Genomic DNA, 25984 nt, shown 5'->3' on the forward strand with positions numbered 1-25984 from the left:
GGTCTCGGATCAACTCGTGATCCGTCCCCGAACCAGAGGCGGAATTCCCTATGTCCCGACCCCCATTGCCTCCCTTCAATGCTGAAACGGCTGCTCAGAAAGTCCGCCTCGCGGAAGATGCCTGGAATGGCCAGGATCCTGAAACGGTGGCGCAGGCCTATACGACCGATAGCCAGTGGCGCAATCGCCTGGAATTCATCCACGGACGAGAGGACATCGTGGCGTTCCTGACGCGCAAATGGGAGCGCGAGCAGGAATACCGCCTCATCAAGGAACTCTGGGCTTTTCAGGAGAACCGGATCGCGGTCCGCTTTGCTTATGAGTGGCAGGATCAGGCCGGGCAGTGGTTCAGGTCTCATGGGAATGAAAACTGGGAGTTCGATGAAAACGGGTTGATGCGTTACCGCGCAGCGTCAATCAACGACCAACCCATTTCAGCGACCGACCGCCTGTTCCGCTGGCCTGAGGGACGGCGTCCGGACAGTCACCCCGGTCTTTCGACACTGGGATTGTAACTGTCCGGACGCGCTTCCTTAAGGCGTTGACTGGAACGCCTTGCGGCCTTCTGCGTCCAGCGCCGCGAAGTCTTCATCGGATAGGGTGATGTCGGCTGCCGCGACATTCTGTTCCAGATGGGCGACCTTGGACGTGCCGGGGATCGGAAGCATCGCCTTGCTGCGCATCAGGACCCAGGCAAGAGCAATCTGGCTTGGATGCGAGCCGTATTTCTTCGCCATCGTGTCCAATATGGATCCCGGCCTGGCGAGGTCGCCGGCGGCGAGAGGGAACCACGGGATGAACCCGATGTTCTGCTGCGTGCAGTAGTCGAGTACGTCCTCGCTGGTGCGATCGACGAGATTGTAGCGGTTCTGGACGGTCGCGACCTCGAAGAATTTCGATGCTGTTTTGATGTTGTCGACAGAGACCTCGCTCAGTCCTGCATGACGGATCAGTTTCTGATCAATGAAGGAGCGGATCGCGTCGAACTGTTCGTCTGCCGGGACTCTGGGATCGATCCGGTGGAGTTGCCACAGATCAATCTGCTCGACGCCGAGGTTGCGCAGGCTTTTGTGCACCTGCTGCAATAGATATTCCGGCCGTCCGACCGGTTTCCAGATGTCGGGGCCGGATCGGGTGAGGCCGCCTTTCGTCGCGATGACCAATCCTTTGGGATAGGGATGCAGAGCTTCCCTGATCAGCCATTCGGAGACGTCCGGACCATAGGAATCCGCCGTGTCGATGAAATTGACGCCGAGTTCTGGGAGGCGCTTCAGTGTGCGGATGGCCTCGTCGTGATCGGCGGGCGGTCCCCATATACCCTGGCCAGTGATGCGCATCGCACCGAAACCAAGCCGGTTGATGCCGAGATCGCCGCCAATCCTGAATGTGCCTGATCGCGAAGCGTTAGAGGGGGACTGGATCATGGGTTTAGGTTCCTTCATGACAATGTCGTCTTTGAGGCCAGTATCTCGGCCAGTCTGTCGAAAGCTGGCTGGTAGATCTGTGTCGGCATCCGGGCCTCCATACTGGCGGCATGTTCGGCTGGAGCCTCGAACTGCCCCCGCCACTGGATGAACGTGTGGTCGTTTTTCGTTATGGGAAGAAGGCTGATGGTAGAGCGATAGTTCCGGACTGGCAGGGCTGATTCAACGATCGAGAACGTGATCGCGTGATCCACGTCGGAGAGTGCCAGAAGCTGTTCGCGGATGAGTCCGACATCCCCCATCTCAATCAGGCGGATTGCGCCGACGCGGTCACCGGACTCATTGCCTTCGATCACGCAGCTTCTGACGCCCGGCAACCAGCGTCCAAGGGCGCCAAAATTACGGACCAGCCGCCAGACAGAGGGAAGGGATGCAGGAATGATACTACTGGCCATAACGTGGATCATGAGGCTGGCTTCGCTTGGAATTGTGTGGCCCTCATAGCGACTGCCCTCCCGTCACCTCGATGCGTTGGCCATTCATCCAGCGCATGTCGTCCGACAGAAGGGCACGGACCGCAGCTCCGATATCGTCGGGCTGTCCGACACGCCCGAGGGGTGTGATGTCTGCAAGGCTTTTATTGATCGTGGCATCGTCACGGACCAGACCACCACCGAAGTCCGAGGCGATCGCACCAGGGGCGACGGCGTTGACGGTAATGCCTCGCTCTCCCAGTTCTTTTGCCATGTAGAGTGAGATGACTTCGGTAGCGGCTTTCATGGCTGAATAAGGTCCATGATCCGTTAGGTAGAAACGGGTCGCGGCAGAGGTAATGTTGAGAATACGACCGCCGTCCCGAATCAGGGGCAGGAGGGCCACCGTCAGAAGATAGGGGCCTTTGAAATGGATGTTGTACTGGTTATCGAGCTGTTCGGATGTCGCAGCATCGAAGCGAGTGTGAATGATATTGCCTGCGTTCTGAACGACATAACTCAGTGCACTGTGCTCGAACTCATGTGAGAGAAGTGCTCTGACCTGTCCGGAAAAATCCGCGAACGATTCATGGTCCACGATATCCAGCTTCAGCATGCGCAGTTTTGCATTTTGGCCGACGAGGGCTGCTTCGGCAGCGTTCGCCTCGTCTTCGTTGGAGTGATAGGTCCCGATCACGTTGATGCCCGAGGCAATCAGATGTTTCGCGATACTGTATCCGATGCCGCGATTGGCACCCGTGACGAATGCGATGTCCTGTTTGCTCATAACTGGATTCCTTGGCCGAGACACGGCGATGTGTTCCGGAATTTAATTCCGTACTGGATGGTCCATAATATGTGCGCAAAACAGGGTCAAGGAGTTATGGAGTGGTCGATATGGAATTAACGGCATAAGGCTTGGCCTGTTGCAGGCTCATCAATGTCTGGCAGACCGTTTCACGGCGTGGTGAGCAGCGCGTTGGCATCCCATAAGGTCAGAAGCGAAGTGATGGCGGCATCCAGATGTGTTGACGTCATCCCGTCCCGCGCTTCGCATGTCATGCCATGGAAAAATGTCGCGAAAATATCGGGCAGGGCCGCTGTTGTCGCGCAATCGCGCAGTTCGCCGCGGGCAATCGCGCGCTCCACGCAGACCCGGATTCCGGTCCGCGTCCGCTGGCGCTCTGCAGCGAGAAGGGCCTGAACGGCTTCGTTTTCGGGCGAACAGTTACTGGCGCCCGAGACGACCAGACAGCCACAGGGATGCGTCCGGGTCGCCTGCATACGCGCTGAACCGCGCAAAGTCCGTTCAATCGCATCCCGCGGTATCAGGTTTTCGTCCCATAAGGGCGACATCACCTGTCCGTAGGTCGCCAGATAATGCTGCACGACTTCGCGAAACAAGGCTTCCTTCGAGCCGAACGCGGCATAGAAACTTGCCGGCGAAATATTGCCCATGCAGGATTTGAGCTGTGTCAGGGAGGTCGGTTCGTAGCCCTGCGCCCAGAAAAGCGTCATGGCGGCATTGAGTGCTTTGTCCCTGTCAAACTCCCGGGGACGCCCTGTTCGCGCCATGGTATTGCTCCTTTTGAAAGATTTTCATATTAAGTGATCCAGAAGTAATTGCCAAGAATTTACGCTCTCATATATAGATCATTCGATCCATATATGAGAGCCGCATGACCTCCAAGACGATACCCCTTCGCAGAAGTCCCGATGACAGATTACCTATGGCCGGCTTACTCGCCTTGGCGATGACTGGCTTCATCTGCATTATGACTGAAACTCTTCCTGCAGGTTTGCTGCCTGAGATCGGGGCTGGGCTGCATGTTTCCCCCGCCTTGGCAGGGCAGATGGTCACGGCTTACGCCTTGGGCTCCCTGAGTGCTGCGATCCCGCTAACATTGGCCACACAGCGCTGGCGGAGAAGGCGGGTTCTACTGCTGGCGATCATTGGTTTTGTAGTTTTTAACTCCATCACAGCATTCTCGACGGATTATGACCTGACCCTCGTGGCGCGATATGGCGCGGGTGCAGCGGCAGGGCTCGCCTGGGCCCTGCTGGCCGGCTATGCACGCAGAATGGTGACACCCGCTCAGCAAGGACGTGCTCTGGCTATCGCCATGGTTGGCACGCCGATCGCGCTTTCTGTAGGTGTTCCGGCGGGCACTTGGCTGGGCGCGGCTGTGGGATGGAGACTGGCCTTCTGGATCATGTCGGGTGCCACCTTGCTGTTAATTGTCTGGGTTCTGGCGAAGGTTCCTGATTTTCCAGGCCTTGCACATCATGAGCGCCAGCCGTTCGGTCATGTCCTGCGAACACCGGGGGTGCGATCTGTTCTGGGCGTCGTGGTAACATGGATGCTCGCGCATAACGTTCTCTACACTTATATCGTACCGTTCATTACACCGGCAGGGCTGGCAGGAGAGGCGGACCGCATCCTCCTGCTTTTTGGCCTTGCTGCCCTTGCAGGCATCTGGCTCACCAGTTGCACGGTCGATCATGCCCTCCGGCTTTCTGTTCTGGTCAGTCTGGCAATATTCGCTGCTGTTGCAGTTTTTTTTGCAATTGGATCAGCATCGCCTGCGGTGATCATGATTGGCGTTACGATATGGGGTCTGACTTTCGGAGGGGCCGCGACGTTGCTCCAGACGGCTCTGGCTGATGCAGCCGGGGAGGGTACAGATGTTGCGTTATCGATGAATGTCGTCGTCTGGAACAGCGCCATAGCCGGCGGTGGCCTGTTGGGTGGTGTGTTGCTGGAAACGTGGGGAGCTCTGTCATTCCCCTGGATTGTGATGGCACTCGCTGCTGTAAGCTTCCTGATCGCATGGCAAGCCCGCTCCTATGGGTTCCGACCTGGCCATCGGCTCGGGCATGGAAAAGAAAACTGAGTATTCGATGACAAGCAGCGGATTGCGTTACCGCGTGATCACGCCCTGGCTAAAGATTGGTGCGCCGCTATACCTGCCAGGACACCCGACGCTGCTGCGACCGTTGCATTATGCATCGGGCTAGCCGCATCCCCAGCTACATAGACCCCGGACACAGAGGTTGCGCCCCAGGTATCGACCTTGATGAACGGACCGGTAGGTCCGTTTTCCAGAATACAGCCCAGATCCTCGGCAATCGGGCTGGCAGGTCTGGTTTTCGGTACCGTGAACACAGCTGCGACTTCAATGAGCCGTCCATCCGCCAGCTTCACGGCATCCAAACCAGGAGCATCTCCGATGAGAGAAATGATTGGAGTACGTTCGATCACGACGCCGCGCTTGTTAAGCAACATTGCCTGCTCTGGATCAGGCTCGTAAATTCCCTGAGTGAAGTAAGTTGTTGGCCCCCAATCGGGTATTAATGTTGCCTGATGGATTGACATTGGGTTTGTGGCGATAATTCCAAGCTGATGATTGCGGACCTCATATCCGTGGCAATAAGGACAATGAAGAACGGTCTTGCCCCATCGTTCCGCTACACCAGGGATATCGGGCAAAGTATCGGAAACGCCAGTAGCGAGTATCAGCCGCTTCGCCTGAAATTTTGCTCCGTTGGCTAGAGACACAGTAAACGTCTTGCCATTCCGTGCCACCTTCTGCGCGTCGTTCTGCAAGATCTGCGCAGTTGGATATCGCCGTAATTGTGCAGTGGCTTCACGCATAATGGTGTTCGGCGCTTTGCCGTCCTGGCCGAGGAAACCATGAGACGCGTCTGCGAAGCGGTTTCGCGGTAAGCCAGCATCGATCAGCAAAACGCTCATGCGAGCCCGTGCCAGCTGAATAGCTGCCGCTTGTCCGGCAAAGCTGCCGCCTATCACGATCACATCATACATGGTTAAATCCTATTCAACTTCATATGTAATGTCTGAAGTTACATATATGCATATCAGCTTTTTGCAACTCTTGATGTGACATGATAGAAGAGCCTAAAGGGCAGGCGATGCAACTGGACGGGCGATTATCGAGAATGATGCATTTGCTGATCCATATGGATCGCGCGAATGGGCCCATCACCTCCGGTGAAGCAGCGGAAATGCTGCATACCAATCCGGTTGTTATTCGGCGTACGATGGCAGGCCTGCGGGATGTGGGGTTCGTTCGTTCCATCAAGGGGCACGCTGGCGGGTGGACGCTTCTGAAGCCGCTGGAAAGTATCTCGATGCTTGATGTCTACAAAGCCGTGGGGCAGCCACGTATTTTCGCAATTGGCCTGGCCGACCCGGCGCCCGATTGCCTCGTCGAGCAGGCCGTAAATGCGTCAATGACGAGCGCACTCGAAAAAGCTGAGGCGCTTCTGATTGCTCAACTAGGCGAGGTCACTCTTGCAGCAATCGCCAAAGATTTTGACCGGCGCTTTTCTGCGTCTTGTGCGAGCTCTCCCTGAACCAGGGTAGTCTGCCGCTTTAGAGCTCAAAAAGCTTTGCAGTTACTCGATGGAATGAAGCTCAAACGTAAAGCCGCACAATGCATAAAAATGGTAGCGGCTGTTTGCAGGGGACCCTTCTTCTATGTGAGGTGTGCTTTGAGAGACCTTTTTGCCATAAACCTGTCTTTCATCGCGGAAACAAACGTTCGAACATTTACGGACTGACGTTCTTTGGCAGGGAACAGGATGAAGACCGGAAGTACTGAGGCGGGGGTGTCAGTCAAAATTCTTCGAAGCTGCCCATTTTCAACAAATTGGTGAGTTTGGTAGGATAATGCCGTGACGATGCCTAGATCTTCGATGGCGGCTGTGAGAGCCGCATCGACACTGTTCACGAAAAGCCGGGGCGAGACTTTTATCGAAAAACCAGATTTCCCGCCCTGTCGCCACTCAGAATATCCTGCTGCATATTCATTAACCTCAATGAGGCTATGCGTTGCGAGATCCTCAAAGACCTGTGGCTCTCCGTGTTTCTTCAGATAAGCTGGGCTGGCAACAAAAATTTTCTGGACCTCTCCGATTTTCTTCATCTTCAGGGCGCTGTCTTGTGGAGGTGCAATCCGGATGGCGAGATCAATTCCTTCTTCCACAAGATGAACAACCCGGTCTGTCAAAAAAAGCCTGATGTTCAATTGCGGCCAGGCTTTTAAAAGTTCTGTGACAACGGGAAGGACGTGTACCCGTCCAAAAATAACGGGGGCGGTAATCGACAACACTCCTTGGGGGGCAGTCCTCGCTCCTTGCGCTATAGCAATCGCACCATCTAGGTCGAAAATCGCTGCCCGACACCGAGCCAGAAACTCCACGCCTTCAGTGGTCAGATGTACAGAGCGGGTTGTACGGCTGAATAAGGAGATTCCGAGGGCTGTCTCTAGGCTTCTCACCGTCCGTGTTACCGTTGTTGCCGAAAGACCCAGCTTCCGGGATGCTCCGACAAAACTGGCGTGATCGGCCACGGCCATAAAGATCCGCAATGCCGGAAGGTCGATCAGATCTCTCTCCTGTAATCAACAAATTATAGCCACAAAACGCAATAATGAAGTGCGATTTCGACAGATTATCGCACGCTTTGTTCCGTGAGAAGACAATGTATCTGTTCAACTATTTTTTTTCGGGATTGCTCCATGAAACTCTATTATCATCCCCTTTCGGGGCATGCGCATCGGGCGCACCTCTTTCTCTCTCTTGTCGGCTTGCCTCACGAATTGACGCTTGTCGACCTGGCCGCGGGTGAGCAGAGAACTCCGGAATTTTTAAGGCTGAACGCCTTTGCAGAAATTCCCGTTCTAGATGATGACGGGACTATCATTGCGGATTCCAATGCCATCCTTGTTTATGTCGCGCGAAAAATGGGGCCATCTCATTGGCTGCCAGAGGATCTAGTAACAGAAGCGGAAATTCAACGTTGGCTGTCTGTTGCGGCAGGAAAAATCACATATGGATGCTGTGCTGCGCGTCTTGTGACAGTCTTTGGCGCCCCCTTCAATCTGGAAGAGGTCATCCAGCGTGCTCACGACACACTCAAAGTGATCGAACAAACCTTGCAGGGCCGGACCTGGATCGCAGGAACCCAAGAACCGACAATCGCGGATGTCGCGCTTTACAGTTATGTCGCGAGAGCTCCGGAAGGAAATGTTGATCTATCAGAATACAAGGCCATTAGTAGATGGTTGCAGCGCACGGAAAGCCTAGAGGGATTTGTTCCATTCGCGAATATTGTAGCGGATTTGAAAACAGGAGAGGCGCAATGAACTTCTCTCATCTGAGTCTAGATCATGTAGGCATTCGTGTGACGGATCTCGCCGTTTCCGAACGGTTTTATGCCAAATTTGGCTTCATCCGTGATCCAGAAGAATACGCTCCAGCGGTGAAAGCCTGTGGTCTACATCACCCATCCGGGCTTCGTATTCATCTTATTTTTAATGGTGTGTCAGACCCGGCTGGTAATGTTCTGATGGATGTTCCTGTCAAATATCCAGGATACACACATGCGGCATTTATTATCGAAAGTATGGTAGATTTTGTTCCCTGGCTGGAACAGGAACGGATTACGATCACAGAAGGCCCCGTGCATATGGGACACGACAGACGCGTCGTCTGTTTTATTCGTGATCCAGACGGAAACGTTCTGGAATTTAATGAAATTCTCCAGTAATTTGTCCTTCTGGAACTCTGAATTTGATAGCCGAACGAGGACAGCGATAATAAAATTCAGCCGATATCACTTAGATCGAGTACTACCAAGGTAGATTGTTCGACGCATACGCTGAACGAATGCATCAAGAAGGTCGACGCCGGTAAGCAGACTAGTCTTGAATTTCTATCTGTTCGTGCATTTTAAACCAGATCAGGGACGGAGAGAATGGAGCAGGGTTCATGAGGCGGCATGCCTACCATTCGTGGCGGCAAAGAGCGCGAGGGAGGCAAGGCACATGAGCGTTCCTGCGCTCGCAAAGCCCCACCAACCTGCAATGCTGTAGAGTGCGGCCCCGCCAGACGATCCGAGCGCACCGCAGACGAACACACCGCCCATATAAGCAGCATTCAGGCGTCCGCGCGCAGTGTCGTTGAGACTGTAAACCACGCGCTGGCTGATGACCTGATTGGTTTGCACCCCACCATCCAGCAGCAGCGCAAGTACCGCGAGGACGATAATCCAACCTGCAGCGACGGCCCAGCCCGAGGTGAGAGACGTTGCGCCTACGAGTGCGATTGCGCTCAGTGTCGCCGGACGGGTCAGTCCGGCGTCAGCCAAGCGTCCTGCGAGAGGAGCGGCCAGTGCGCCGCCTGCTCCCGCGAGTGCGAAGAGGGCAATCTTGCCCTGGCTAAAGCCGAACTGGGCATGAAGCAAAAGCGGAATGGCGGTCCAGAACATGTTGAAGACAGCGAAGACGAGACCATGACAGGCGATGCGAACCCTTAACGTCCTGTATTGGACCAGAAGATGCATGATCGACCGCAAGAGGCTTCCGTAAGACATGCGGCGGGTTGGGGCCTGAACGGGCAGAACGCGCGCCAGCCCAAGACCCGCGAGCATCATGACGACAGCAGAGACCCAGAACACGGCTCGCCAGCCGAACGCGGCCGCCATAGCGTTTGCGACGGGCCGCGAGAGCATGATCCCCGACAGCAGGCCGCCCATGATATTGCCGATCGTTCTGCCACGTTGACCGGGTTCCACGAAATGCGTGGCGAGCGGCAGCAGAATCTGCGACCCCACGGAACACAGACCGATGGTGACGGAAAACAGCATGAATGTCGCGACTGAGGTGCTGAGCGCCGCTCCGATCAGACTGACGACAAGCCCGGCAATCGTCAGGAGGATCAGACGACGGTTTTCGGACTGGTCGCAGAGCGGCACGATCAGGACCAACCCAGCCCCGTAGCCGAGTTGGGTCAGCGTGACGATACTTCCCGCCCATGTGGAGGAAATGGCCAGTGCACTCGTGATGGGGCCGATCAGAGCCTGCGCGTAGTAGATGTTCGCGACCGTCAGGCCGCACACCCCGGCGAACAGTCCGGTTATCGCCGGTGTCAGGCGGAATGTCGTGTGAGCGGTAGCGTTTGTCACGGGCGGCCTTCTGGCAACTTTTGAGGCGAGTGGCGGCTCAGAACGTGTTCCTGAAAATGATCTCGTCTGTCGGAAGGATGCCGCCGGTCGGGTGAGGGGACTTGGCACATTTACCGACCGCGACGAACATGACGATTTCATGGTCCTCGGGAAGATTGATCAGCTTGCCCACTGCGTCGAAGTCGAAACCGTCCATCGGGCATGTGCCGTAGCCCATGCTTTCGGCCTGTAGCATGATGGCTGCCGCTGCCATACCGCACGAGCGCATGCCTTCGTCGCGCTGGACCTGTTCGCGTCCACGATAATACTGATCGATCGCGCCGGTCATGAATTGCTGCACTTCGGTGGAGGCGTTTTCCCAGTAGCGCGTGGTGGATTTCTCCCACGCCTTGATGTCAGCGCAGAGAACCAGAAGCACGGAAGAGTCGGTAACCTGAGCTTGATCCCATGCGACGGCGCGGATCTTGGTGCGCAGTTCTGGATCGGTCACGGCGACGAAGCGCCAATTCTGGATGTTGAACGCCGTTGGCATACGGCGGGCGAGACCGAGCAGTGTGTCGAGTTCAGCGTCCGTCATGCGGTGGTCGGGATCGAAGACTTTGGTAGCGCGGCGTTGCAGAATGGCACTGGCGACGTCGAGGGGCATGACATTTCTCCTGTTGTGTGGCTCTGTTGTACAATTTACCCTGTCAACGCGGAGAGGGCATTAAGGGTGCTTAGGCTTATGAGACGGCCCGTCTGATGGGTGTTCCATCGTTCCCCTTGGCCCGTCCGGGATAGCCGTAGGCCTACAGAGTTTCATTTCGGGTGATGGCATCTTTGCTGATGCGAGGCGCCATAACACTACATTCTTTTTGGGAGGTATGATCTACCATGTATCAGGGCTGGTAATGGTTTCATGAGATCGCCTTGTGTCATACACACTACCAGCCGTGACGCTGACTGGCGATCTCTTCATCGTCGGGGATCTGTTCCCGAGACTGGGGCCGGAGCATAGCATCACTGATATCGCTTCCTATCATGTCTATGCTCCTGATTTATATGGCTATTCATGGAATTTTTCAAATGTACGGAAGGAAAAAGAAAGGCATGTTTAAGACATTACTATTTCCTAACATGCCCTTCAGGAAGAATACTAGCGCGTCATAGATTTAAACAATTGTGTCTGTTCGACCAGCGCGCGTTCGGTTGGCAACCGTTCCATACTCGATGCACCATAAAATCCATGGCAATCAGGGCAAGCCTTGAGGACTTTCTGGGCATCTTCAGGCATTGCAATCGGTCCGCCATGGCAAAGAACGATGACGTCGTCTCTCACACTTTTGGCAGCATCCGTCATCTGGTTGATCAGCGTTATACAGTCGTCCAGTGTGAATGCTGTTTCTGCACCAATATTGCCACCAGTTGTCAGGCCCATGTGGGCAACCAGAACATCCGCGCCCGCTTTTGTCATGCTGACAGCTTGCTCTGGGTCGAAGATATAAGGGGTCGTGAGCAAATCTTTCTTGCGGGCCCGAGCGACGACATCCACTTCCATAGCATAGCTCATGCCGGTTTCTTCAAGGTTTTTTCGGAATGTACCGTCAATCAGCCCGACTGTCGGGAAGTTTTGTATACCAGAAAAACCCACCCTGCGTATTTCGTCGAGGAATACATCAAAGTCCACAAATGGATCGGTACCATTCACGCCGGCAAGTACTGGCGTGTTTGGGACAACTGGCAGCACCTCACGTGCCATCTCCATAACGATCTGATTGGCGTTGCCATAAGCAAGCAAGCCCGCAAGTGAACCGCGTCCAGCCATGCGGTAACGACCGGAGTTATAAATGACGATCAGATCGATGCCGCCCTCCGCCTCACATTTGGCGGAAAGACCTGTTCCTGCTCCGCCCCCAACGATGGGGCGCCCTTCTGCGATAAGGCCGCGCAAACGACCAAGAATAGTTTCGCGTGCAATGCTAGGCATTGAATTCGGTCTCCTTGAACATTGTCTGAAATTCGTCCGCCATTGCCTGAGCAAAAGCAGAATCATTGAGCGCATATGGCAGGCGTATCAGCCTTCGCCTTGCGCTTTCGCGCAGCATCCCTGATAACGCCGCGACGAATGCTTCATCGGCTTCGGGATCGAAAAAGACCTCTCCAGCCGCATCAAGTAAAGAAAAGCCGCCTTCCGGTATAAAGAATGCGACGGGGCCTTCGCAGTGATTCAGGCGTTCGGCAATCATTTGCCCCATCTGACGACATTCTTCGGCTGATGTACGCATCAGTGTGATGTGTGGGTTATGCTCTACCAGAACACGATTTCTATAATTTTGTGGAACCGTATCTCGGGCAGCGAAATTGACCATGTCGAGACCACCGCAACTGCCGACATAAGGCACTTTAGTGCGTTCAACTGCGCCGAGCCGGTCTTCTCCACAAGGAAAAATACCATTCGCAATGAGGTCGCAGAATTCCGTTGTTGTAACGTCAATTACACCGCGTATGACTCCACGATCAATAAGCTGTTCCATCGAACGACCACCCGTGCCGGTGGCGTGAAACACCAAACAGTCAAACTGATGATGCAAGGTATCAGTCAGGTGTGTGACGCAGGGTGTCGTTACACCAAACATCGTCAAGCCAATCGCAGGGCGTTGGTCTTCGGGTTCATGCGTCGCAGAACGCACCATACCGGCCATGGCATTCGCTGCGTTTTCGAGCACTCGCCGCGACACACGGTTCAGCCCTTGCATATCGACCACGGAATACAGCATTGCTATATCGGATCCACCAACATAAGGCGCAACGTTTCCAGATGCCACGGTGGACACAAGAATTTTTGGAATACCGATGGGCATTGCCTGCAAAGCAGGTGCTACCAGTGCGCTGCCTCCAGACCCCCCTAGTGCCAGTACTCCTGCCACATCAGGGCGCGAGGAGAGATAGTGCAACAACGCGTCAGACATTCCTGCAATTGCTGGACCTCTGACATTCCCGAATACGGCATCGGGCCCACGCGGGTGGCATGATGCGACGTCCCATGCCACGACATCGGTGGCTTGAATGACACCGGTGCAATTGTGTCCTGTGGAGACATCGACAACTCTGGAGAGCACACCACGTTCCGACAATTTGGTTTGCAGATAACGGAGTTCTGCGTCCTTGGTGTCTCGCGTTCCGATGATATAGACGTATTTTGCCATCGTCAGGCCATCCGGGGACACGGCTCAAGCAATGTGACCGTCAGTGGTCTTTCCAGTCCTGCCGTAAACGTCTCTTTCATGGCCAGGAAATGTGCCGTCTGCTCATGAATTAGAAGCGCGTCGAGACTCTCCCACTGTTCGATAAACACGAGATGCTGCGGGTTGTTTTGGTCACGCTTGCAGTCATAGGAGATATTGGACGGCTCTAAACGCGACGCGATAACGCATGCCGCAACTGCGCCGAGGACGGCATCTTTGTGTTCAGGTCGGATGTAGATTTCGGCAATGATAGTAAGGACATTTGTTGATAGGTCTGACATGCTTTCTCTCCGCCGCCTGACTGTTCTTGTCAGACTAACGCGGAGTGACACTTTCAGCCTAAGACTATAGTGTCGCGTGACACTTTTCTTTCTACTAGTTCGCATGCCTGACGTATGCGCGTCAGCGCTACGGTCAGATTTTTGAAGGATACGGCACCCAGGGCGAGCCTTACGCCTGTTGTTTGCAGGGTGTCGCAACTGGCAAAAGCGCTCGGTGGTGCGATTGAAACACCGAGTGCCTTTGCGTTTTCAGCGACGTTTTCTGCTGTGGATGCATCCATGGGCAGCCAAAGGTGAAAGCCGTCTCCACCCGGTTCTGTCATGCGTTTGCCCAATATATTACGGGCAAGATTCCGTCGTCTTGCGGCTTCGGCACGTAAAGATTGACGGACGCTGCTAGCCGTTCCATCGCTCAACCACTGAGCCATCATCGCATAGGACAGGGGAGCGATCATCAGGGATGATGCAAGCAGTACTGGAAGTGTCTGCGCTGCGAATGCAGCTGGGGGGGCAAGCGCGCCTATGCGCAAACCTGGACTGATGATTTTTGACAGACTGGAAACATGAAAAGTCCGTTCCGGAATGAGCGCCGCGAGAGTGTGGTTTAGCTTGCTCTGTCCAGCATAGACACCATCTTCGATGACCAGAGCATCGAACCGGCGGCATAACTGGGCAATGGCATGTACTCGATCGCTATCCATGCAAGCGGTGGTTGGATTATGCAGGGTGGGCGTTACATACACTAATGCCCGTCCAGTTTGGGGTGACGATAAGGCGGCTTCCAGCCCATCAGGCATCATCCCGCGCGCATCCATGGCAATACTTTGCAAGGTTTTTCCTCCGCGACGCACTGTGTCCAGCATGCCGGGGTAGGTCACCTCTTCGGTTATAATGCTGCCCACATGTGGGCGCGCGACGGTGAACGCCACGCTGAGTGCCTGTTGCGCTCCACCAGTCAGTAACAGATTTTCCGGATCGATTTCGATACCGCAACCTGTCAGCCAGTGCGCCATAATTCGACGGTGTTCGATATGTCCAGCAACAGGTGGATAAACGTTAAAAAGGGCGGCGTCGACGGTACGGGCCAGACGTGACAGGGTGCGAGCGAGTGCTCGGTCACTAAACATGGGCGGGGGCATATTGGTGGACATATCCAGCAAAATCGACCGATCATCCGCCCGTGCTGCAACGAAAGATCCACGCCCATGCTCGGCCCGCACTAATCCGCGTCTTTCAAGAATGGCATAAGCGCGCGTAACGGATCCAATGCCGATGCCCAGACGCCACGCGAGGTCACGGTGTGCTGGCAGTCGATCGCCAACAGACAAAATACCATGGAGTATGTCTGATCCCAGCACGTCGGCTAGACGCTCTGCTGACGATCCGGTTCCGTCTGGGAGACGTGCATTCCAAGGTGACTGGCTTCGCATTGTTTTGCCTAATTAATTTTAGAAAGCTCAATAGTGGGGGAATACCCCGCTCTGGATGGCAGATGGAGGGTGGTTAGGACTATTCTATCGTATCGTCCCGCCCCCGCGAAGCCAGAAGCCAATCGTCAGGGCTACCTGGAGGGTTCGAAAAACCCTCTGGTTTTGAGTCTGTCTCTGTGATTCCATTTCTCCTGCATTGATTGAGGGAGAAGATGAAGCAGGCTGGTTTCTTTGACGTTGAAGAGCGGCTTGCGCGATTGAGCGGGCTTGGTGATCAGCTTGAAGCGTTCTGCCCTGATCTGGAGAAGGCCCTGGCCTATTCAGATGGAAGCAAAGGCGGGCGACGGCCATTTGATCCGGTGCTGATGTTCAAGATCCTGGTGATCCAGACGCTGAACAATCTGTCTGATGAACGGACGGAATATCTCATCAACGACCGGCTGTCGTTCATGCGTTTCCTTGGTCTGGGGCTTTCAGATCGGGTGCCTGATGCCAAAACAATCTGGCTGTTCCGTGAACGCCTGACACAGGCGGGGGCCATTGAAAGACTGTTTGAGCGCTTTGATGCGACCCTGCGGAACGCAGGCTATCTGCCGATGTCGGGTCAGATCCTGGATGCAACGCTGGTGGCTGCTCCAAAGCAGCGCAATACTAATGCCGAGAAGGTAGATCTCCGGGCAGGACGTACCCCCGAAGACTGGCAGGACAAGCCGTCCAAGCTGTCGCACAAGGATCGCCATGCGCGCTGGACGCTGAAGTTCACGAAGGCGAAGCGGCAGGATGATGGAACCATGCCATCCAGCGATCTCGCCATCCCGTTCTTTGGCTACAAATCCCAGGTATCGATAGCGGGGCCGGGTTTGATGCCATGGAGAAAGTCGGAGAAGCGCAGGCTTCGGAGACGTGGTTGTGGATCAGACCCGGTTCCCAGCATGCCGGGAACCGGGTCTATACTCTCAGAGCGAACCAGGCCGGTTCGGGGCTGAAGTCCCTGAGAGATCCGCCGATCGTCTCGTCTTTTGTGAAGCATGAACCCGGTCCGGCCGCGCTGACGGGGCAAGAGTAACAAGATTGTGGCGTCTGCTTTGAGTGAAGTTGATCGGCCACGAATGACACACCTGACTGTGACCGTAGCGTTGGTTCCCTCACCAGAAAGGACCGACCATGACATTCCGTATCATTGGTATTGATCTGGCCATTCGCGGAGATCACCTCGCTCAGATCTATGACGATGGCCGCCCTAATGGCCGTGCAATTCGTTTCAGGCACGATCAGCCCTCACTCGCCGCTTTTGTTCAGACAGCCGTGATGGGGCTGAGAGCGGATGACCACATTCAGGCCATCATGGAGCCAACCGGCATGAGCTGGTTTCCTGTTGCCCACCATCTTGCAGATGCTGGCGTCACCGTGGCTCGTGTCAAGGGAAAACGGGTCAAGGCTCTACGCCGTTACCTTTCCGAACACGCCAAAACGGATATGGCTGATGCCCAGATCCTGGCGGCCATACCGTCATTTGGTGGACCACGTCTTGATCCAGTCCACATTCCGGATCCGCAAAGCCACGCTCTTCAACGTTTAACCAAACAGAGAAGCCGCTTTCAGAACGAGATCGCGGATGCCAGGCGGCGCCTGCTTGATCTCATTCGTTGGGCATCCCCCAGGCTTGAAGCAGTCTTGCCCGACTTAGGAACACGGCTCTCTTTGGCCCTGTTGCAGAAATGGTTTCACCCCTCGGATGTTTTGAAGGCGCGTCGTACGACATTCGCCAAATATGTTGGAGCTCATGCGGGAGGGAACCATCCGCGCAGTGGGCCCTTTGTGGAAACGCTGATCACAGGGTCACGTGAAGCGGCGCAATACGCTCAAGACCTTCATGGGACACACATTGATTTTTCGGAACTACAATTCCAAATCGCGACGGGAATTGAGAATGTTCTGAAGAAAATCCAACCAGTTGAAGATTTTGAGCAGCATATTGCAGATCTCTATAAACACCTCGACCCACAGGCTCTTCTGCTCAGTGTTCCGGGTGTCGGCCGTCATCTCGCGCCAACCCTGATCGGTATCTTGCAGAACATTGAGCGGTTTCATTCCGAAAAACATTTACGGTGGTTCTGTGGCCTGTTTCCCAGGAGGGCTGATAGTGGTGGTGTGGAGCGAGCGGGCCAGACCCTGATCCAGGGTGGCAATAACCGCATCAAACATGCACTTTATCTTGCTGCTGATACGGCACGAAAAACAGATCCTGAACTGGCAGAACTTTATTGGAGGCTGATGACGGCGAAAGGTCATCATCACAAACAGGCTTTATGTGCCGTTGCCAATCGTATTGTGAACCGGATCTTCAGCGTTCTCAAACGAGGAAAGCCTTATGAAGTGCGCGACAGGGAGGGAAACAGCATCACCCTCTGTGAAGCAAAAGCTATCACTCTGGAGCGCTATACTGTCGGAGAAAACAGTAGAGCAGGACGTCGTTCCAATCGGATCGAAAAGAACTCCTGAAACCGGAAAAATTGCTTGCGCTCTCGGTACAAGATCACGTCTCCATCGACCGGAAGTATCGGTTCATCCGGAAATGGAAGACGACGGATGCCGTTGCCAGCGATGGCGCGCGATTGAGAGAGGGGCTGCTGGATAAAACCAATACGGCCTCAAGCGTCTGGGCAGACACGGCGTATCGCTCCAAAGCCAACGAAGACTTCATGGAAAAGCAGGGCTTTGTCTCCAAGGTTCACAGGAAAAAGCCGCATCTCAAACCTATGCCCCGGCATATCCAGAAATCGAATGCCGGAAAGTCTGTGATCCGATCTCGTGTCGAGCATGTCTTTGCCGATCAGAAATCACAGACGGGACTGCTGATCCGAACTGTCGGTATCACCCGGGCCACCATGAGGATCGGGCTCGCCAATATCGTCTATAATATGCGCCGTCTTCTCTTCCTGGAGCGAATCAGCGCGAGCGCGTAGTCATCCAGCAGGGGACAGCCCCTAATCCGTTCAAAACACAAACAGAAAACGCCCCAAAGAACCGTCAATCAGATTGCCAAAACCCAGAAATCACGGGCCAAGCACATCAATCAACGGTTCTTCGATCCCTCCATCTGCATTTCGTGCCCTCTTGACGAGGCAAGCATCTCTTCCAATTTTTCTTTCGCTGGACGCCATCGGGTCCGGCATAGGCTCTGTGAGCCAGACAACTGAAGTCCATGTTGCTTTAATCGGAGGATGTGGATGTCGACACTGAAAGGACTTTATTCCCGCTATCGCCGCTCCTTGCGCACAGCCGCCCGGAGATGGCGCAACCGACTGGAGGGAGGCGTATCATGGTAACGCGCCCCCTTTTTGGAGACGATCCGCTAGCTCCGCGTGTCCTCTCCGTGCTCCGCCGCCTCGGTCATGACGGACGTGGCGTGATGCTGACGTCTCTGGTGGCCCATACCGGTATACCGGGGATCAGACTTCGCTCTACGCTGGAATGCCTGGTCCAGGCGGGCACGGTCACCCCTGCCGGGTGTGATCCTCTGGCTTCTGATCTCGCGTTCCGTGTCCCCATGCGGGCAAGAGCCGCACCGCCAGTTCCGATCGCGGCGTAAGGCACAACCGCGCCGGGTAGATCAGAAACGCCTTCTCCGAGCGGAAGCGCCATCTTTTCTGGAACGACCGCACGAATGAGAGGGTGGAGCGGGGCCTTCCATCGGAGGTCCCGCGTTTCTGCAGATGAAATCAAAAGCAGCGAGAACAGGGAGATGTCGAGTTTTATTCATTTTCTCAACCTGAAGGCGCTTCAGCACTATTGGAATAACCATCCCCCCGTGCCCCGTTCACGGGGGACAATGCGGCCAGTTTGGTCGCACTCCGCGGGAAAGACGGAGCGAGCGGAACAGACAGCCAAGCAACCTCGGCACCTTCGGCAGCGGGAGAGGCCACATGTCGCTGTCGGTCTCATCCTCATGCTGCTGGTCGGAATGGTCTCGCCGACATCAGCTCATGCACCGCAGGGTATGCTGTCGTGCGAGACAGAAAAGCAGCCGGTAAACATTCCATCCATGCCACTGGCCCGCGCCATAGAGATATTGAGCCGGCAGACCGGGTGCCCGGTCCTAATCGACCCGATCCTTATGGACGGCAGGACCTCGGCAGCCGTCAAGGGCGCCTATACGCCTCAGGCCGCCCTCCTGCATCTGTTCGGATCCGTGCATATCGACGTCACCGCCACTGTTTCTGGCTTGAGCGTCAGTCCTCTGGATGCGACGGCTCTGACATCGGGTGACACGCGGTCCGGCCTGAGGAGTGCACCATGACTCTTCATACGGACAGGCCGAACAAAATTATGTCGCTTCCGACCGTTCAGATCAGCACAGAACTGGCGGTCCTGCTTGCCCACTATCTCAGCTACGAGGAAAAAGACCGCGGATACGGCGGCCTCATGCATCGGGCGGCTGACCATCTGATTTACCACCTGGTATCTCGCTGGAGAACCGCGCCAGACCCGGAAGCGACGACCCGACCAACGCCGTGGTCCGAAAACTCCTGCCTGTCGCTGACCGCACGCACATGGCCAAGGCCTTGGGCTAGTCGTTGGGAGACCTCGAAAATCAACTGACATTGGCCTTGCCAAAGGCCGTGCGAGATCATGCCAGAATATTGTCCTGTTGTCTGCCATGCTGGCACCGGATGTAAGCCGGAAGGGCCATGAGCCCTTCCAGAGACTGATTCAGTCCGCAGGGGAGTTCGCATCCACATCCGAGGGATCAAGCGGTTCGACCAGTCCTTTTAACTCTGGATCAGTGGAACTGCTCTAAAAGAAAAACCAGACCCAGGGCGTGGGAACTATAACGCAATTCATAGATGGGAAAACGGCTATGGAAGACCTCTCCATGAAACGTTCCTGGCAGAGCAGGGACTGGTCCCACTTCATCAAGCTGTTCAGGGGCCTGACATTCTACGAGCGTTTTGAACAGGCGATCATTCTGACCCTGATTGCGCTCATCATGCTGGTCACCGCCATCGCGACGATTCATCTGATCGGCGCGGTATGGCATCTGGTCGTCGATGTCGGAATCGATCCGATCAACCAGACGATCTTCCAGGCGATTTTTGGCGCGATCTTTACTGTTATCATCGCCCTTGAATTCAAACACTCCCTGCTGGTCGTTCTTGCCCAGCATGAGAACGTCATCCGGGTACGGACCATCGTCCTGATCGCCCTCCTGGCGATTGCCCGCAAATTCATCCTGCTGGATCTGCATGATGTGACTGCCATGGAACTGTTCGCTCTCTCGGCGGCTGTTCTGGCGCTGGGTGCCGTCTACTGGCTGGTCCGCGAGCAGGATGCGCGTGTCGCGCGCGATGCCAGAGAACAGGCGCATCTTGAAGATAATCCTGCGGCCCGCTGTGAGCCTGAACGGTCTTCATCCTGAAGAATCGAAGTAAAGGCGGTCTATAACGCCGCCTTTACTCAATCCCCACTATGTCTCGTGCGATGAGGACGTCTTCTTCGCCGTCTCTGGCCCTGACGGTGCCAGATGATCTGTGTCGATGGGCCGGAACGGCGGAATGGGTTGTCCGGGAGAGTAGACCGGTCCCTTGTAGTTCTGATCCAACTGGCTTGCGTTCAAGCTGTCGACCAGCATATCACCTGTGCCGTCTTCGTAATGAGTGCGAGCCCCGGTTTCGGGGATTGTGGACGTTCCCTCAGTCGCCCTTGCATCGAACGATGTTGCAGTCGTCCGGACAACATCACCAGCATGTGCGCCCGACTGGCTCAGTAGAGACAAGCTCAGAGCAGCGCACGACAGAGATATTTTCATCCTCTTCATGCTCATGACCTTTCGAGATTCTCCCTCGGCCGGATGAATGGCCGGGGGAGAGTTTTCGTCACGCCATCAGGCTGCCTCTTTCCGCGCCTCAATCTGGGGCACGGCTTCCTCCGCACGTGCTGTAGAGGACGTAATCGCGATACGACGCGGCTTCATCGCTTCGGGTATCTCACGTTTCAGAGTAATGGACAGAAGTCCGTTCTCGAAGTGCGCATCGGTGACTTTCATATGCTCGGCCAGATCGAAGCGGCGTTCGAATTCTCTGCCCGCAATACCCCGATGGAGATATTCGGTGGCGCTTTGCGGCTCCGGCGCCTTTCGACCTGTCACGACAAGAGTATTGCGCTCCTGTGTGATCGTAAGGTCGGCCTCGGCAAGTCCGGCAACCGCCATGTCGATCCGGTAATCATCCTCACCGGTCTTGACGATATCGTAAGGCGGCCAGTTATCGACCGCCGGAATCCGGCTGGCGAGATCAAGGGCGTTGAGCATTCTGTCAAAACCCACGCTCGAACGGAACAGGGGAGCAAAATCAACGGTGGCTCTCATAGCCATATCCTCCTTTGAGCAACATGGACACAAGATCAAAACTGATAGTTCTGTCTGCCGACCCCTTCGGCGGCCGGCAGATTCAATCTGGGCACTCCGTGCATGGTGTCAAGAGGTATCAAAAATGCAGAAAGGCAGGTTTGGGCGTCCTCAATCGTTCGCGTGTTCAGAGTGGACCAGAACAATGCCTGATAGTATCGGATGGAAGTTGCTGGCCGTGGCATTCGCCGCGACCATGCTGATTGCCGCTCCGGCGGAGGCCTGGCCGTGGATTTATGCTGGACCACCCATTGTCGTTCCACCACCAGTCCTGGTCGCGCCGCTAGCTGTCAGTTGGGGTGGGCGGTCTCCTTCAGAAGGCTTATCAACCGCCGGTATGGCACATCAATGCCGCAAGGAGGCCTTCCACCCCATCTGACATGTCTTGTTCTATGATACGTTCTCAGAAGGGGCTGCTTTTATGCAGCCGAGCGGAGAATGCACTCGGGTGGGAGGAAACTCCATCAGCTCATGGTGATTGCGGACTGTCCGCTTAGGAGCTTGGCGAATGGGGGCTTGTATGTCCGGGATGAGGGCGACTACAGCCCGTCTGCTCTGTTGTTGATGAGCCGACAGGCTGTTTAGGGGGGGAAGCGGCAGGTCGGCTATGCACGCAGATATGACAAAAGCGGACACGAAACTTTGTGCTGCGATCTGGTTGCGCTTAATTTGTCTACCTTAGAATAAATCTCCGTGCTATGAAGTGACTAGTTTAATGGTCAGGAGATTCGATGTGCAAACTGTGAATTTGGTGGACGCAAAAGCCCACCTCAGTCGTTTGGTCGATCAGGCCATGCAGGGCGAACCCGTTCGCATTATGCGTCGGGGGAAAATCGTCGCACAAATCGACAAAGTCACATGCAAGCGCAAGCCTGTTGATTTGAACGCTCTGCGCTCGCTTACAGCCAATATGACAGTCCAGGCTGTGTCCGCGCGAGAAATGGTACGGGATATGCGAGACGAGGCACGATATTGAGCGTTTATATCGATACGTCCGTTCTGGTTGCCGCGCTGACCAACGAGGCAGAGACAGACCGGATGCAATCATGGCTTTCCAGTCAGGATCCAGACGAATTATTTATAAGTGATTGGGTCGCGACTGAGTTTTCTTCCGCACTTTCAATCAAACTACGGAGCGGTCAGATCAACGTTGCTGACCGTGCAAATGCGTTAGCCCTCTTTACTCGTCTGTCCGCTGAAAGCTTTCAGATTTTGCCCATAACGACACAGCAGTTCAGGGCAGCGGCGCGTTTTTCTGATCAGTATGCGTTAGGGCTGCGTGCAGGTGATGCCTTACACCTTGCCGTCTGCGCCGATCACGGAGCAACGTTATGCACTCTTGATAGACGCCTCGCTGAGGCAGGTCCTAATATAGGCTTAAAAACAAAGCTACTATAATTTGTCAGGAATGGGGGGGTAGCCGGTTGTGTTGGGATAAGAAGCGTAACCAAAGCCATCCCATCAGGGCAGACAGAACAGAGCCAGCAAAGATGCCCATCTTAGCTGGTGTCACAAGATCTGATCCGGAAAATGCCAAGTTTGCGATAAACAGACTAATCGTGAACCCAATGCCGCATAGCAACGAAAGCCCAAACAGCATCCCCGTCGGCGTTTCAGCCGGAAGCGTGGCGATCTTCAGGCGGGTCGAAAGCATTGTTATACCAAAGATGCCGACCGGTTTGCCAACAATCAGTCCTAATATAATCCCGAGCGGAGCAGCCTCCAGCATCATGTCCGGATGAACGCCAGCTAGTGAAACACCCACGTTCATGAAACCGAACAGCGGTAGAACGACCCAGGTAACGAAAGGGGTCAACGCAGAAGATGTCCGATCAAGTGGCGTAGCTTGTCTGGCATCCATTCCTGAGGTGACTGCTGGAAGGCATAGGCCGGTGATGACTCCAGCAAGCGTCGGGTGCAGGCCGGCATCCAGAAGCGCCACCCATAACAGGACGCAACCGATGCCGTAGCTCCAGAGAGTTCTGATCCCAATCCTGTTCGCGCCGACCAATGCGGCAGTCACGATCACGACCGCGATAAGCCCCGGCCAATACAGAGCGCTCCCATAAAATAGGGCGATCACCACAATCCCCAGCACATCGTCGAAAATGGCAAGCGCCATCAGCCAGGCCCTGGCTCCCGGCGAGACATGCCTTCCAAGAGCAAGGATGATTGGCAACGTAAACGCGGCATCCGTTGCAACAGGAACGGCCCAGCCGCGTGTCGCTTCCGGATGATCGCATGTTACCAGCAGATACGTAAGGGCCGGCACGATCATTCCCCCCAACGCTCCGATAAGCGGAAGGGCGATGCTGCGTAGTGATGAGAGGTGCCCGGAAACAATTTCCTTTTTGATTTCGAGAATGACCACCAGAAAGAATAGGGTCATGAGTCCGTCAGAGACCCATGCATCAATGTTTTCTGGCCCCCGCTCTCCCAAGATGGGTAATTTCATGGGCGTTGTTATCAGGGTGCCGTAACCCGACGCCCATGACGAATTCGCCAGGACAAGACCCAACAGGGATGCCAGCAGGAGAACAGACGCCCCACCTGCGGGAGAGGCCAGAAAACGTCGGATATGCGTTGTGGACGGAACAGAAAATTCGCTCATTCCTCTTTGTTGAATGAGGCAGGCTCCCACACAAGCCTGTAGCGATGCGCTACCTTGTCATAATGTTTCTATTAATGCCCGCTTTCCGGATGGCCGTTTAACGCGGCTGATGTTCGGCGTGTAGGCGTAAGCGGACCTGCTGCTTACGCCCTCAAAGCGGTCGTTCAGACGGTGTCTGCAACTTCCCAAAATCGGACGCAGCTAAATTTAGGATCTGACAGGCGATGGATTCTGCGTAATGTCGGGCAAACTGTGCATCCCAACCTTGGACTACCGCATTTCTCATTTTCGTCGTGGGCCTTCCTCTCTCTATAGACGGGCGTCGGTCGAAATCCGTGCCGGCAGGGTGAAGACGACATGGAAATACCCGACCGGCAGCAGATCGGCCTCCCGCTCGGCCAGCCATGTCCGCGCGGCGTTCACCTGACAGCGCGGACAGTGACGGTTGCGGCAGCTGTTATAGGCGATCCGCCAGTGTCCGCAGTACCCGCAGGGCGCGACATGCCCACCAGCGGCGCATGTTCCTGATGATATCCGCTTTGCCACCAAACCGGCGCTGGCAACTACGATGATCGGACGTGCGCTGGATGCCGACATATCGTTCGCTTGGGTCGCGGGCGACAGCGTGTATGGTGTCGGCGATTTGGAAATGGCTCTACGCCGCACGGGCAAAGGTTTCATGTTGGGCGTGAATGCCAACCACTGGTTTCACTCCTGGCGACCTGACGTGATGTGGGTCGGCGAGGCCCGCGAGATTATCAAGACCCTGCCTGACGAGGCCTGGGTCCGGTGTTCGGCCGGGCACGGTACCAAGGGCGAGCGATGGTATGACTGGTTGTATTGCCCGATGGCCGATCTCCACGCGTCGGAATATGCTGACACCCTGACCGGAACATGGACCCGAGGCCTGCTGGTCCGCCGCAATCCCGCTGATGGCGATCTGCGCTATTTCATAACCTGGTGCCCCCAGGGGACGCCGCTTGAAACGCTGGCCCGCGTTGAAGGCGCGCGCTGGCGGATCGAGGAAGGCTTTGAGACCGCCAAGAACGAATTTGGCCTTGACCACAACGAGACCCGTTCCTGGCACGGCTGGCACCGCCACGTCTCTCTGGTCATGCTCGCCCACGCCATGATGGCCGCCGTGCGCTCCCAGGCGAACGTCCTTGCGCTCAAAAAAAGACCGCTTCCAACGCGCAAAAGCTTATCCAGTGGTCAATTCAGGAAATCCGTCGCCTCGTCGTGAAAATCACCCAGGCCCAGATCCGGGTCCCGCATATCCTCCGGTGGTCCGTTTTTCGACGAGCCCATCAGGCTCAGGCATTAAAATAAAAACGCAACTGTGTGCTGATCACGGAATTTTCAAGCGTCGTATTATGTTCAATGTCGTATGCAGAGCGAATCGAACATAGGAATGTTATGAAAAACAACTTTTTTGTTACCTCATCTATCTTAATCGCTACGTTCCTTGGCTCTGCAAGCCAGGTATTGGCTGTTGAGCAAAAGCCAGCACTCGAGGACGCAGATGTTTTGAAGATGGCGTCGGCCGCCCGCAAAGCTTTAGCCGAGCAGCACATTAATGGCTGTATCGTTATCGCGGACCCTGATGGCGTTCCTCTCTATGTCGAGCGTCAGGTGAATGCTACTCCCAATTGTCTCTCTGCAGCATTAGGAAAAGCCAAGTCGGCCGCCATTTTCAAGACAGACACCAACGTGTCCTATGAAGGGCTGGTCAAAGGAGAGGTTCACAATCTCGCTGTGCCGGATCTCTCAAGCAACCCAGGTGGTGTTCCGCTCTTCGTCGGCAAAACCGTCGTCGGCTCCATTGCCATAAGCACTCCCGATGGCTCGAAGGATCTCGCAGTCGTCCATGCCGCTGCTAACGCTCTCTGACGCGCTGGAGTTGTCTTTGTATGAGCTCTAACCGTCTTTGGCGCTGCTGCCTCGCTGCCGCTGTAACACTGCTTGCGAGTTCGTCCGCAGCTTACGCTGATAATGCGACCAACACCCAGAGCTCGCCTGCATCTGTGAAAATGACAAACCTGCAGCAGACTATCCCCGGTTTTCTGCAATCGCCCTATGGGGCCCCATCATTCGGTGCACCATATGGGACGACGCACGCCCTCGGAGACTGGGGCGGGATACAGC

29 protein-coding genes and 4 pseudogenes are annotated in these 25984 nt (G+C 55.3%); 17 read left to right on the forward strand and 16 right to left on the reverse strand.

All coding sequences use genetic code 11. The features are described from left to right. Positions 1–50 precede the first annotated feature (50 nt). On the forward strand, positions 51–515 hold the full coding sequence (locus tag JK176_RS13275) for a nuclear transport factor 2 family protein (protein WP_063904063.1): 465 nt from the start codon (positions 51–53) through the stop codon (positions 513–515). A gap of 18 nt (positions 516–533) precedes the next feature. Here JK176_RS13275 and JK176_RS13280 read toward each other — a convergent pair whose 3' ends face one another. The 4 genes from JK176_RS13280 to JK176_RS13295 form a co-directional block, all read right to left on the reverse strand. Further along, complete coding sequence (locus tag JK176_RS13280; protein WP_063904062.1) at positions 534–1424, reverse strand: aldo/keto reductase; 891 nt, start codon at positions 1422–1424, stop codon at positions 534–536. 14 nt (positions 1425–1438) lie between these two features. Next, positions 1439–1891 (reverse strand): SRPBCC family protein, encoded by a 453-nt coding sequence (locus JK176_RS13285; RefSeq protein WP_211565292.1) that lies wholly within the window; start codon positions 1889–1891, stop codon positions 1439–1441. 31 nt (positions 1892–1922) lie between these two features. Further along, a complete protein-coding gene (locus JK176_RS13290) occupies positions 1923–2684 on the reverse strand; it encodes an SDR family NAD(P)-dependent oxidoreductase (RefSeq protein WP_063904060.1) in 762 nt (253 codons plus the stop codon). A 170-nt stretch (positions 2685–2854) separates the two neighbouring features. Next, positions 2855–3472, reverse strand: coding sequence for a TetR/AcrR family transcriptional regulator (locus JK176_RS13295; protein ID WP_063904059.1), 618 nt, complete (start codon positions 3470–3472; stop codon positions 2855–2857). 104 nt (positions 3473–3576) lie between these two features. On the opposite strand from JK176_RS13295, the gene JK176_RS13300 reads away from it, so the two are divergent. Next, positions 3577–4791, forward strand: coding sequence for an MFS transporter (locus JK176_RS13300; RefSeq protein WP_063904058.1), 1215 nt, complete (start codon positions 3577–3579; stop codon positions 4789–4791). Positions 4792–4829: 38 nt separating this feature from the next. Here the strand turns inward: JK176_RS13300 and JK176_RS13305 are convergent, their stop codons facing one another. Next, the gene (locus JK176_RS13305; protein ID WP_077804067.1) at positions 4830–5723 is read right to left on the reverse strand and encodes an NAD(P)/FAD-dependent oxidoreductase; all 894 of its coding nucleotides are present in this window, start codon (positions 5721–5723) and stop codon (positions 4830–4832) included. 80 nt (positions 5724–5803) lie between these two features. On the opposite strand from JK176_RS13305, the gene JK176_RS13310 reads away from it, so the two are divergent. Then, on the forward strand, positions 5804–6274 hold the full coding sequence (locus JK176_RS13310) for an Rrf2 family transcriptional regulator (protein ID WP_233142702.1): 471 nt from the start codon (positions 5804–5806) through the stop codon (positions 6272–6274). 122 nt (positions 6275–6396) lie between these two features. Here the strand turns inward: JK176_RS13310 and JK176_RS13315 are convergent, their stop codons facing one another. Further along, positions 6397–7290 (reverse strand): LysR family transcriptional regulator, encoded by an 894-nt coding sequence (locus JK176_RS13315; RefSeq protein WP_256445024.1) that lies wholly within the window; start codon positions 7288–7290, stop codon positions 6397–6399. A gap of 150 nt (positions 7291–7440) precedes the next feature. Between JK176_RS13315 and JK176_RS13320 the strand changes: the two genes are divergently transcribed. Together JK176_RS13320 and JK176_RS13325 are read left to right on the forward strand one after the other, a co-directional pair. Continuing rightward, entirely contained in the window at positions 7441–8067 is a 627-nt protein-coding gene (locus JK176_RS13320) for a glutathione S-transferase family protein (protein ID WP_211555900.1), read from the forward strand. After that, the gene (locus JK176_RS13325; protein ID WP_086649761.1) at positions 8064–8471 is read left to right on the forward strand and encodes a VOC family protein; all 408 of its coding nucleotides are present in this window, start codon (positions 8064–8066) and stop codon (positions 8469–8471) included. Before JK176_RS13320 ends, JK176_RS13325 begins: the two co-directional genes overlap by 4 nt. Before the next feature lie 219 nt (positions 8472–8690). On the opposite strand, the gene JK176_RS13330 is transcribed toward JK176_RS13325, so the two are convergent. The 6 genes from JK176_RS13330 to JK176_RS13355 all read right to left on the reverse strand — a co-directional run bounded on the left by JK176_RS13330 (position 8691) and on the right by JK176_RS13355 (position 14822). Then, entirely contained in the window at positions 8691–9887 is a 1197-nt protein-coding gene (locus tag JK176_RS13330) for an MFS transporter (RefSeq protein ID WP_233142704.1), read from the reverse strand. A gap of 37 nt (positions 9888–9924) precedes the next feature. After that, positions 9925–10533: a nitroreductase family protein gene (locus JK176_RS13335; RefSeq protein ID WP_077804069.1), complete on the reverse strand. Its 609-nt coding sequence runs from the start codon at positions 10531–10533 to the stop codon at positions 9925–9927. 489 nt (positions 10534–11022) lie between these two features. After that, positions 11023–11853, reverse strand: coding sequence for a phosphoenolpyruvate hydrolase family protein (locus JK176_RS13340; RefSeq protein ID WP_077804070.1), 831 nt, complete (start codon positions 11851–11853; stop codon positions 11023–11025). Next, positions 11846–13072: a Tm-1-like ATP-binding domain-containing protein gene (locus tag JK176_RS13345; RefSeq protein ID WP_077804071.1), complete on the reverse strand. Its 1227-nt coding sequence runs from the start codon at positions 13070–13072 to the stop codon at positions 11846–11848. The genes JK176_RS13340 and JK176_RS13345 overlap by 8 nt, the downstream gene beginning before the upstream one ends. Before the next feature lie 2 nt (positions 13073–13074). Continuing rightward, positions 13075–13392: a putative quinol monooxygenase gene (locus tag JK176_RS13350; protein ID WP_077804072.1), complete on the reverse strand. Its 318-nt coding sequence runs from the start codon at positions 13390–13392 to the stop codon at positions 13075–13077. A gap of 53 nt (positions 13393–13445) precedes the next feature. After that, complete coding sequence (locus JK176_RS13355) at positions 13446–14822, reverse strand: PLP-dependent aminotransferase family protein (RefSeq protein WP_077804073.1); 1377 nt, start codon at positions 14820–14822, stop codon at positions 13446–13448. Between the two features lie 212 nt (positions 14823–15034). On the opposite strand from JK176_RS13355, the pseudogene JK176_RS13360 reads away from it, so the two are divergent. The 7 genes and pseudogenes from JK176_RS13360 to JK176_RS13390 form a co-directional block, all read left to right on the forward strand. Beyond that, positions 15035–15670, forward strand: a pseudogene (locus tag JK176_RS13360) (transposase); the annotation flags it as partial. Positions 15671–15986: 316 nt separating this feature from the next. Then, complete coding sequence (locus tag JK176_RS13365) at positions 15987–17324, forward strand: IS110 family transposase (RefSeq protein WP_211588223.1); 1338 nt, start codon at positions 15987–15989, stop codon at positions 17322–17324. Between the two features lie 29 nt (positions 17325–17353). Then, positions 17354–17788: pseudogene (locus JK176_RS13370) on the forward strand (transposase); the annotation flags it as partial. Positions 17789–18144: 356 nt separating this feature from the next. Beyond that, on the forward strand, positions 18145–18414 hold the full coding sequence (locus tag JK176_RS13375; protein ID WP_077804075.1) for a hypothetical protein: 270 nt from the start codon (positions 18145–18147) through the stop codon (positions 18412–18414). A 357-nt stretch (positions 18415–18771) separates the two neighbouring features. Next, complete coding sequence (locus tag JK176_RS15025) at positions 18772–19122, forward strand: hypothetical protein (protein WP_235993401.1); 351 nt, start codon at positions 18772–18774, stop codon at positions 19120–19122. After that, positions 19119–19424 carry a hypothetical protein gene (locus tag JK176_RS13385; protein WP_233142707.1) on the forward strand — a complete coding sequence of 102 codons (306 nt, stop codon included), beginning with the start codon at positions 19119–19121 and terminating at the stop codon, positions 19422–19424. Before JK176_RS15025 ends, JK176_RS13385 begins: the two co-directional genes overlap by 4 nt. Positions 19425–19683: 259 nt before the next feature. Further along, positions 19684–20241, forward strand: a complete 558-nt coding sequence (locus tag JK176_RS13390) for a phosphate-starvation-inducible PsiE family protein (protein WP_077804077.1) — start codon at positions 19684–19686, stop codon at positions 20239–20241. 48 nt (positions 20242–20289) lie between these two features. Here the strand turns inward: JK176_RS13390 and JK176_RS13395 are convergent, their stop codons facing one another. Both JK176_RS13395 and JK176_RS13400 read right to left on the reverse strand, forming a co-directional pair. After that, positions 20290–20631, reverse strand: a complete 342-nt coding sequence (locus JK176_RS13395) for a hypothetical protein (RefSeq protein ID WP_099287170.1) — start codon at positions 20629–20631, stop codon at positions 20290–20292. A 75-nt stretch (positions 20632–20706) separates the two neighbouring features. Next, positions 20707–21189, reverse strand: coding sequence for an Hsp20 family protein (locus JK176_RS13400; RefSeq protein WP_077804079.1), 483 nt, complete (start codon positions 21187–21189; stop codon positions 20707–20709). Between the two features lie 184 nt (positions 21190–21373). Here JK176_RS13400 and JK176_RS13405 point away from each other — a divergent pair, with 184 nt between their 5' ends. From JK176_RS13405 to JK176_RS13415, 3 genes are all read left to right on the forward strand, one after another. Beyond that, positions 21374–21607: a hypothetical protein gene (locus JK176_RS13405; RefSeq protein ID WP_167383471.1), complete on the forward strand. Its 234-nt coding sequence runs from the start codon at positions 21374–21376 to the stop codon at positions 21605–21607. Between the two features lie 354 nt (positions 21608–21961). Next, positions 21962–22204, forward strand: a complete 243-nt coding sequence (locus JK176_RS13410; RefSeq protein WP_077804080.1) for a type II toxin-antitoxin system Phd/YefM family antitoxin — start codon at positions 21962–21964, stop codon at positions 22202–22204. Then, positions 22201–22626 carry a type II toxin-antitoxin system VapC family toxin gene (locus tag JK176_RS13415; protein ID WP_077804081.1) on the forward strand — a complete coding sequence of 142 codons (426 nt, stop codon included), beginning with the start codon at positions 22201–22203 and terminating at the stop codon, positions 22624–22626. The genes JK176_RS13410 and JK176_RS13415 overlap by 4 nt, the downstream gene beginning before the upstream one ends. A 4-nt stretch (positions 22627–22630) precedes the next feature. Here the strand turns inward: JK176_RS13415 and nhaA are convergent, their stop codons facing one another. Then, a complete protein-coding gene (gene nhaA / locus JK176_RS13420) occupies positions 22631–23839 on the reverse strand; it encodes a Na+/H+ antiporter NhaA (RefSeq protein ID WP_077804082.1) in 1209 nt (402 codons plus the stop codon). 327 nt (positions 23840–24166) lie between these two features. Then, positions 24167–24361, reverse strand: a pseudogene (locus tag JK176_RS13425) (transposase zinc-binding domain-containing protein); the annotation flags it as partial. On the opposite strand from JK176_RS13425, the pseudogene JK176_RS13430 reads away from it, so the two are divergent. Continuing rightward, positions 24351–25082: pseudogene (locus JK176_RS13430) on the forward strand (IS701 family transposase); the annotation flags it as partial. The pseudogenes JK176_RS13425 and JK176_RS13430 overlap by 11 nt on opposite strands. Before the next feature lie 173 nt (positions 25083–25255). Continuing rightward, on the forward strand, positions 25256–25729 hold the full coding sequence (locus tag JK176_RS13435; RefSeq protein ID WP_158093574.1) for a heme-binding protein: 474 nt from the start codon (positions 25256–25258) through the stop codon (positions 25727–25729). Positions 25730–25984: the final 255 nt, after the last annotated feature.

It is taken from the genome of Gluconobacter sp. Dm-73 (genome assembly GCF_018256215.1).
GTDB classification, from domain to species: Bacteria; Pseudomonadota; Alphaproteobacteria; order Acetobacterales; family Acetobacteraceae; genus Gluconobacter; species Gluconobacter cadivus.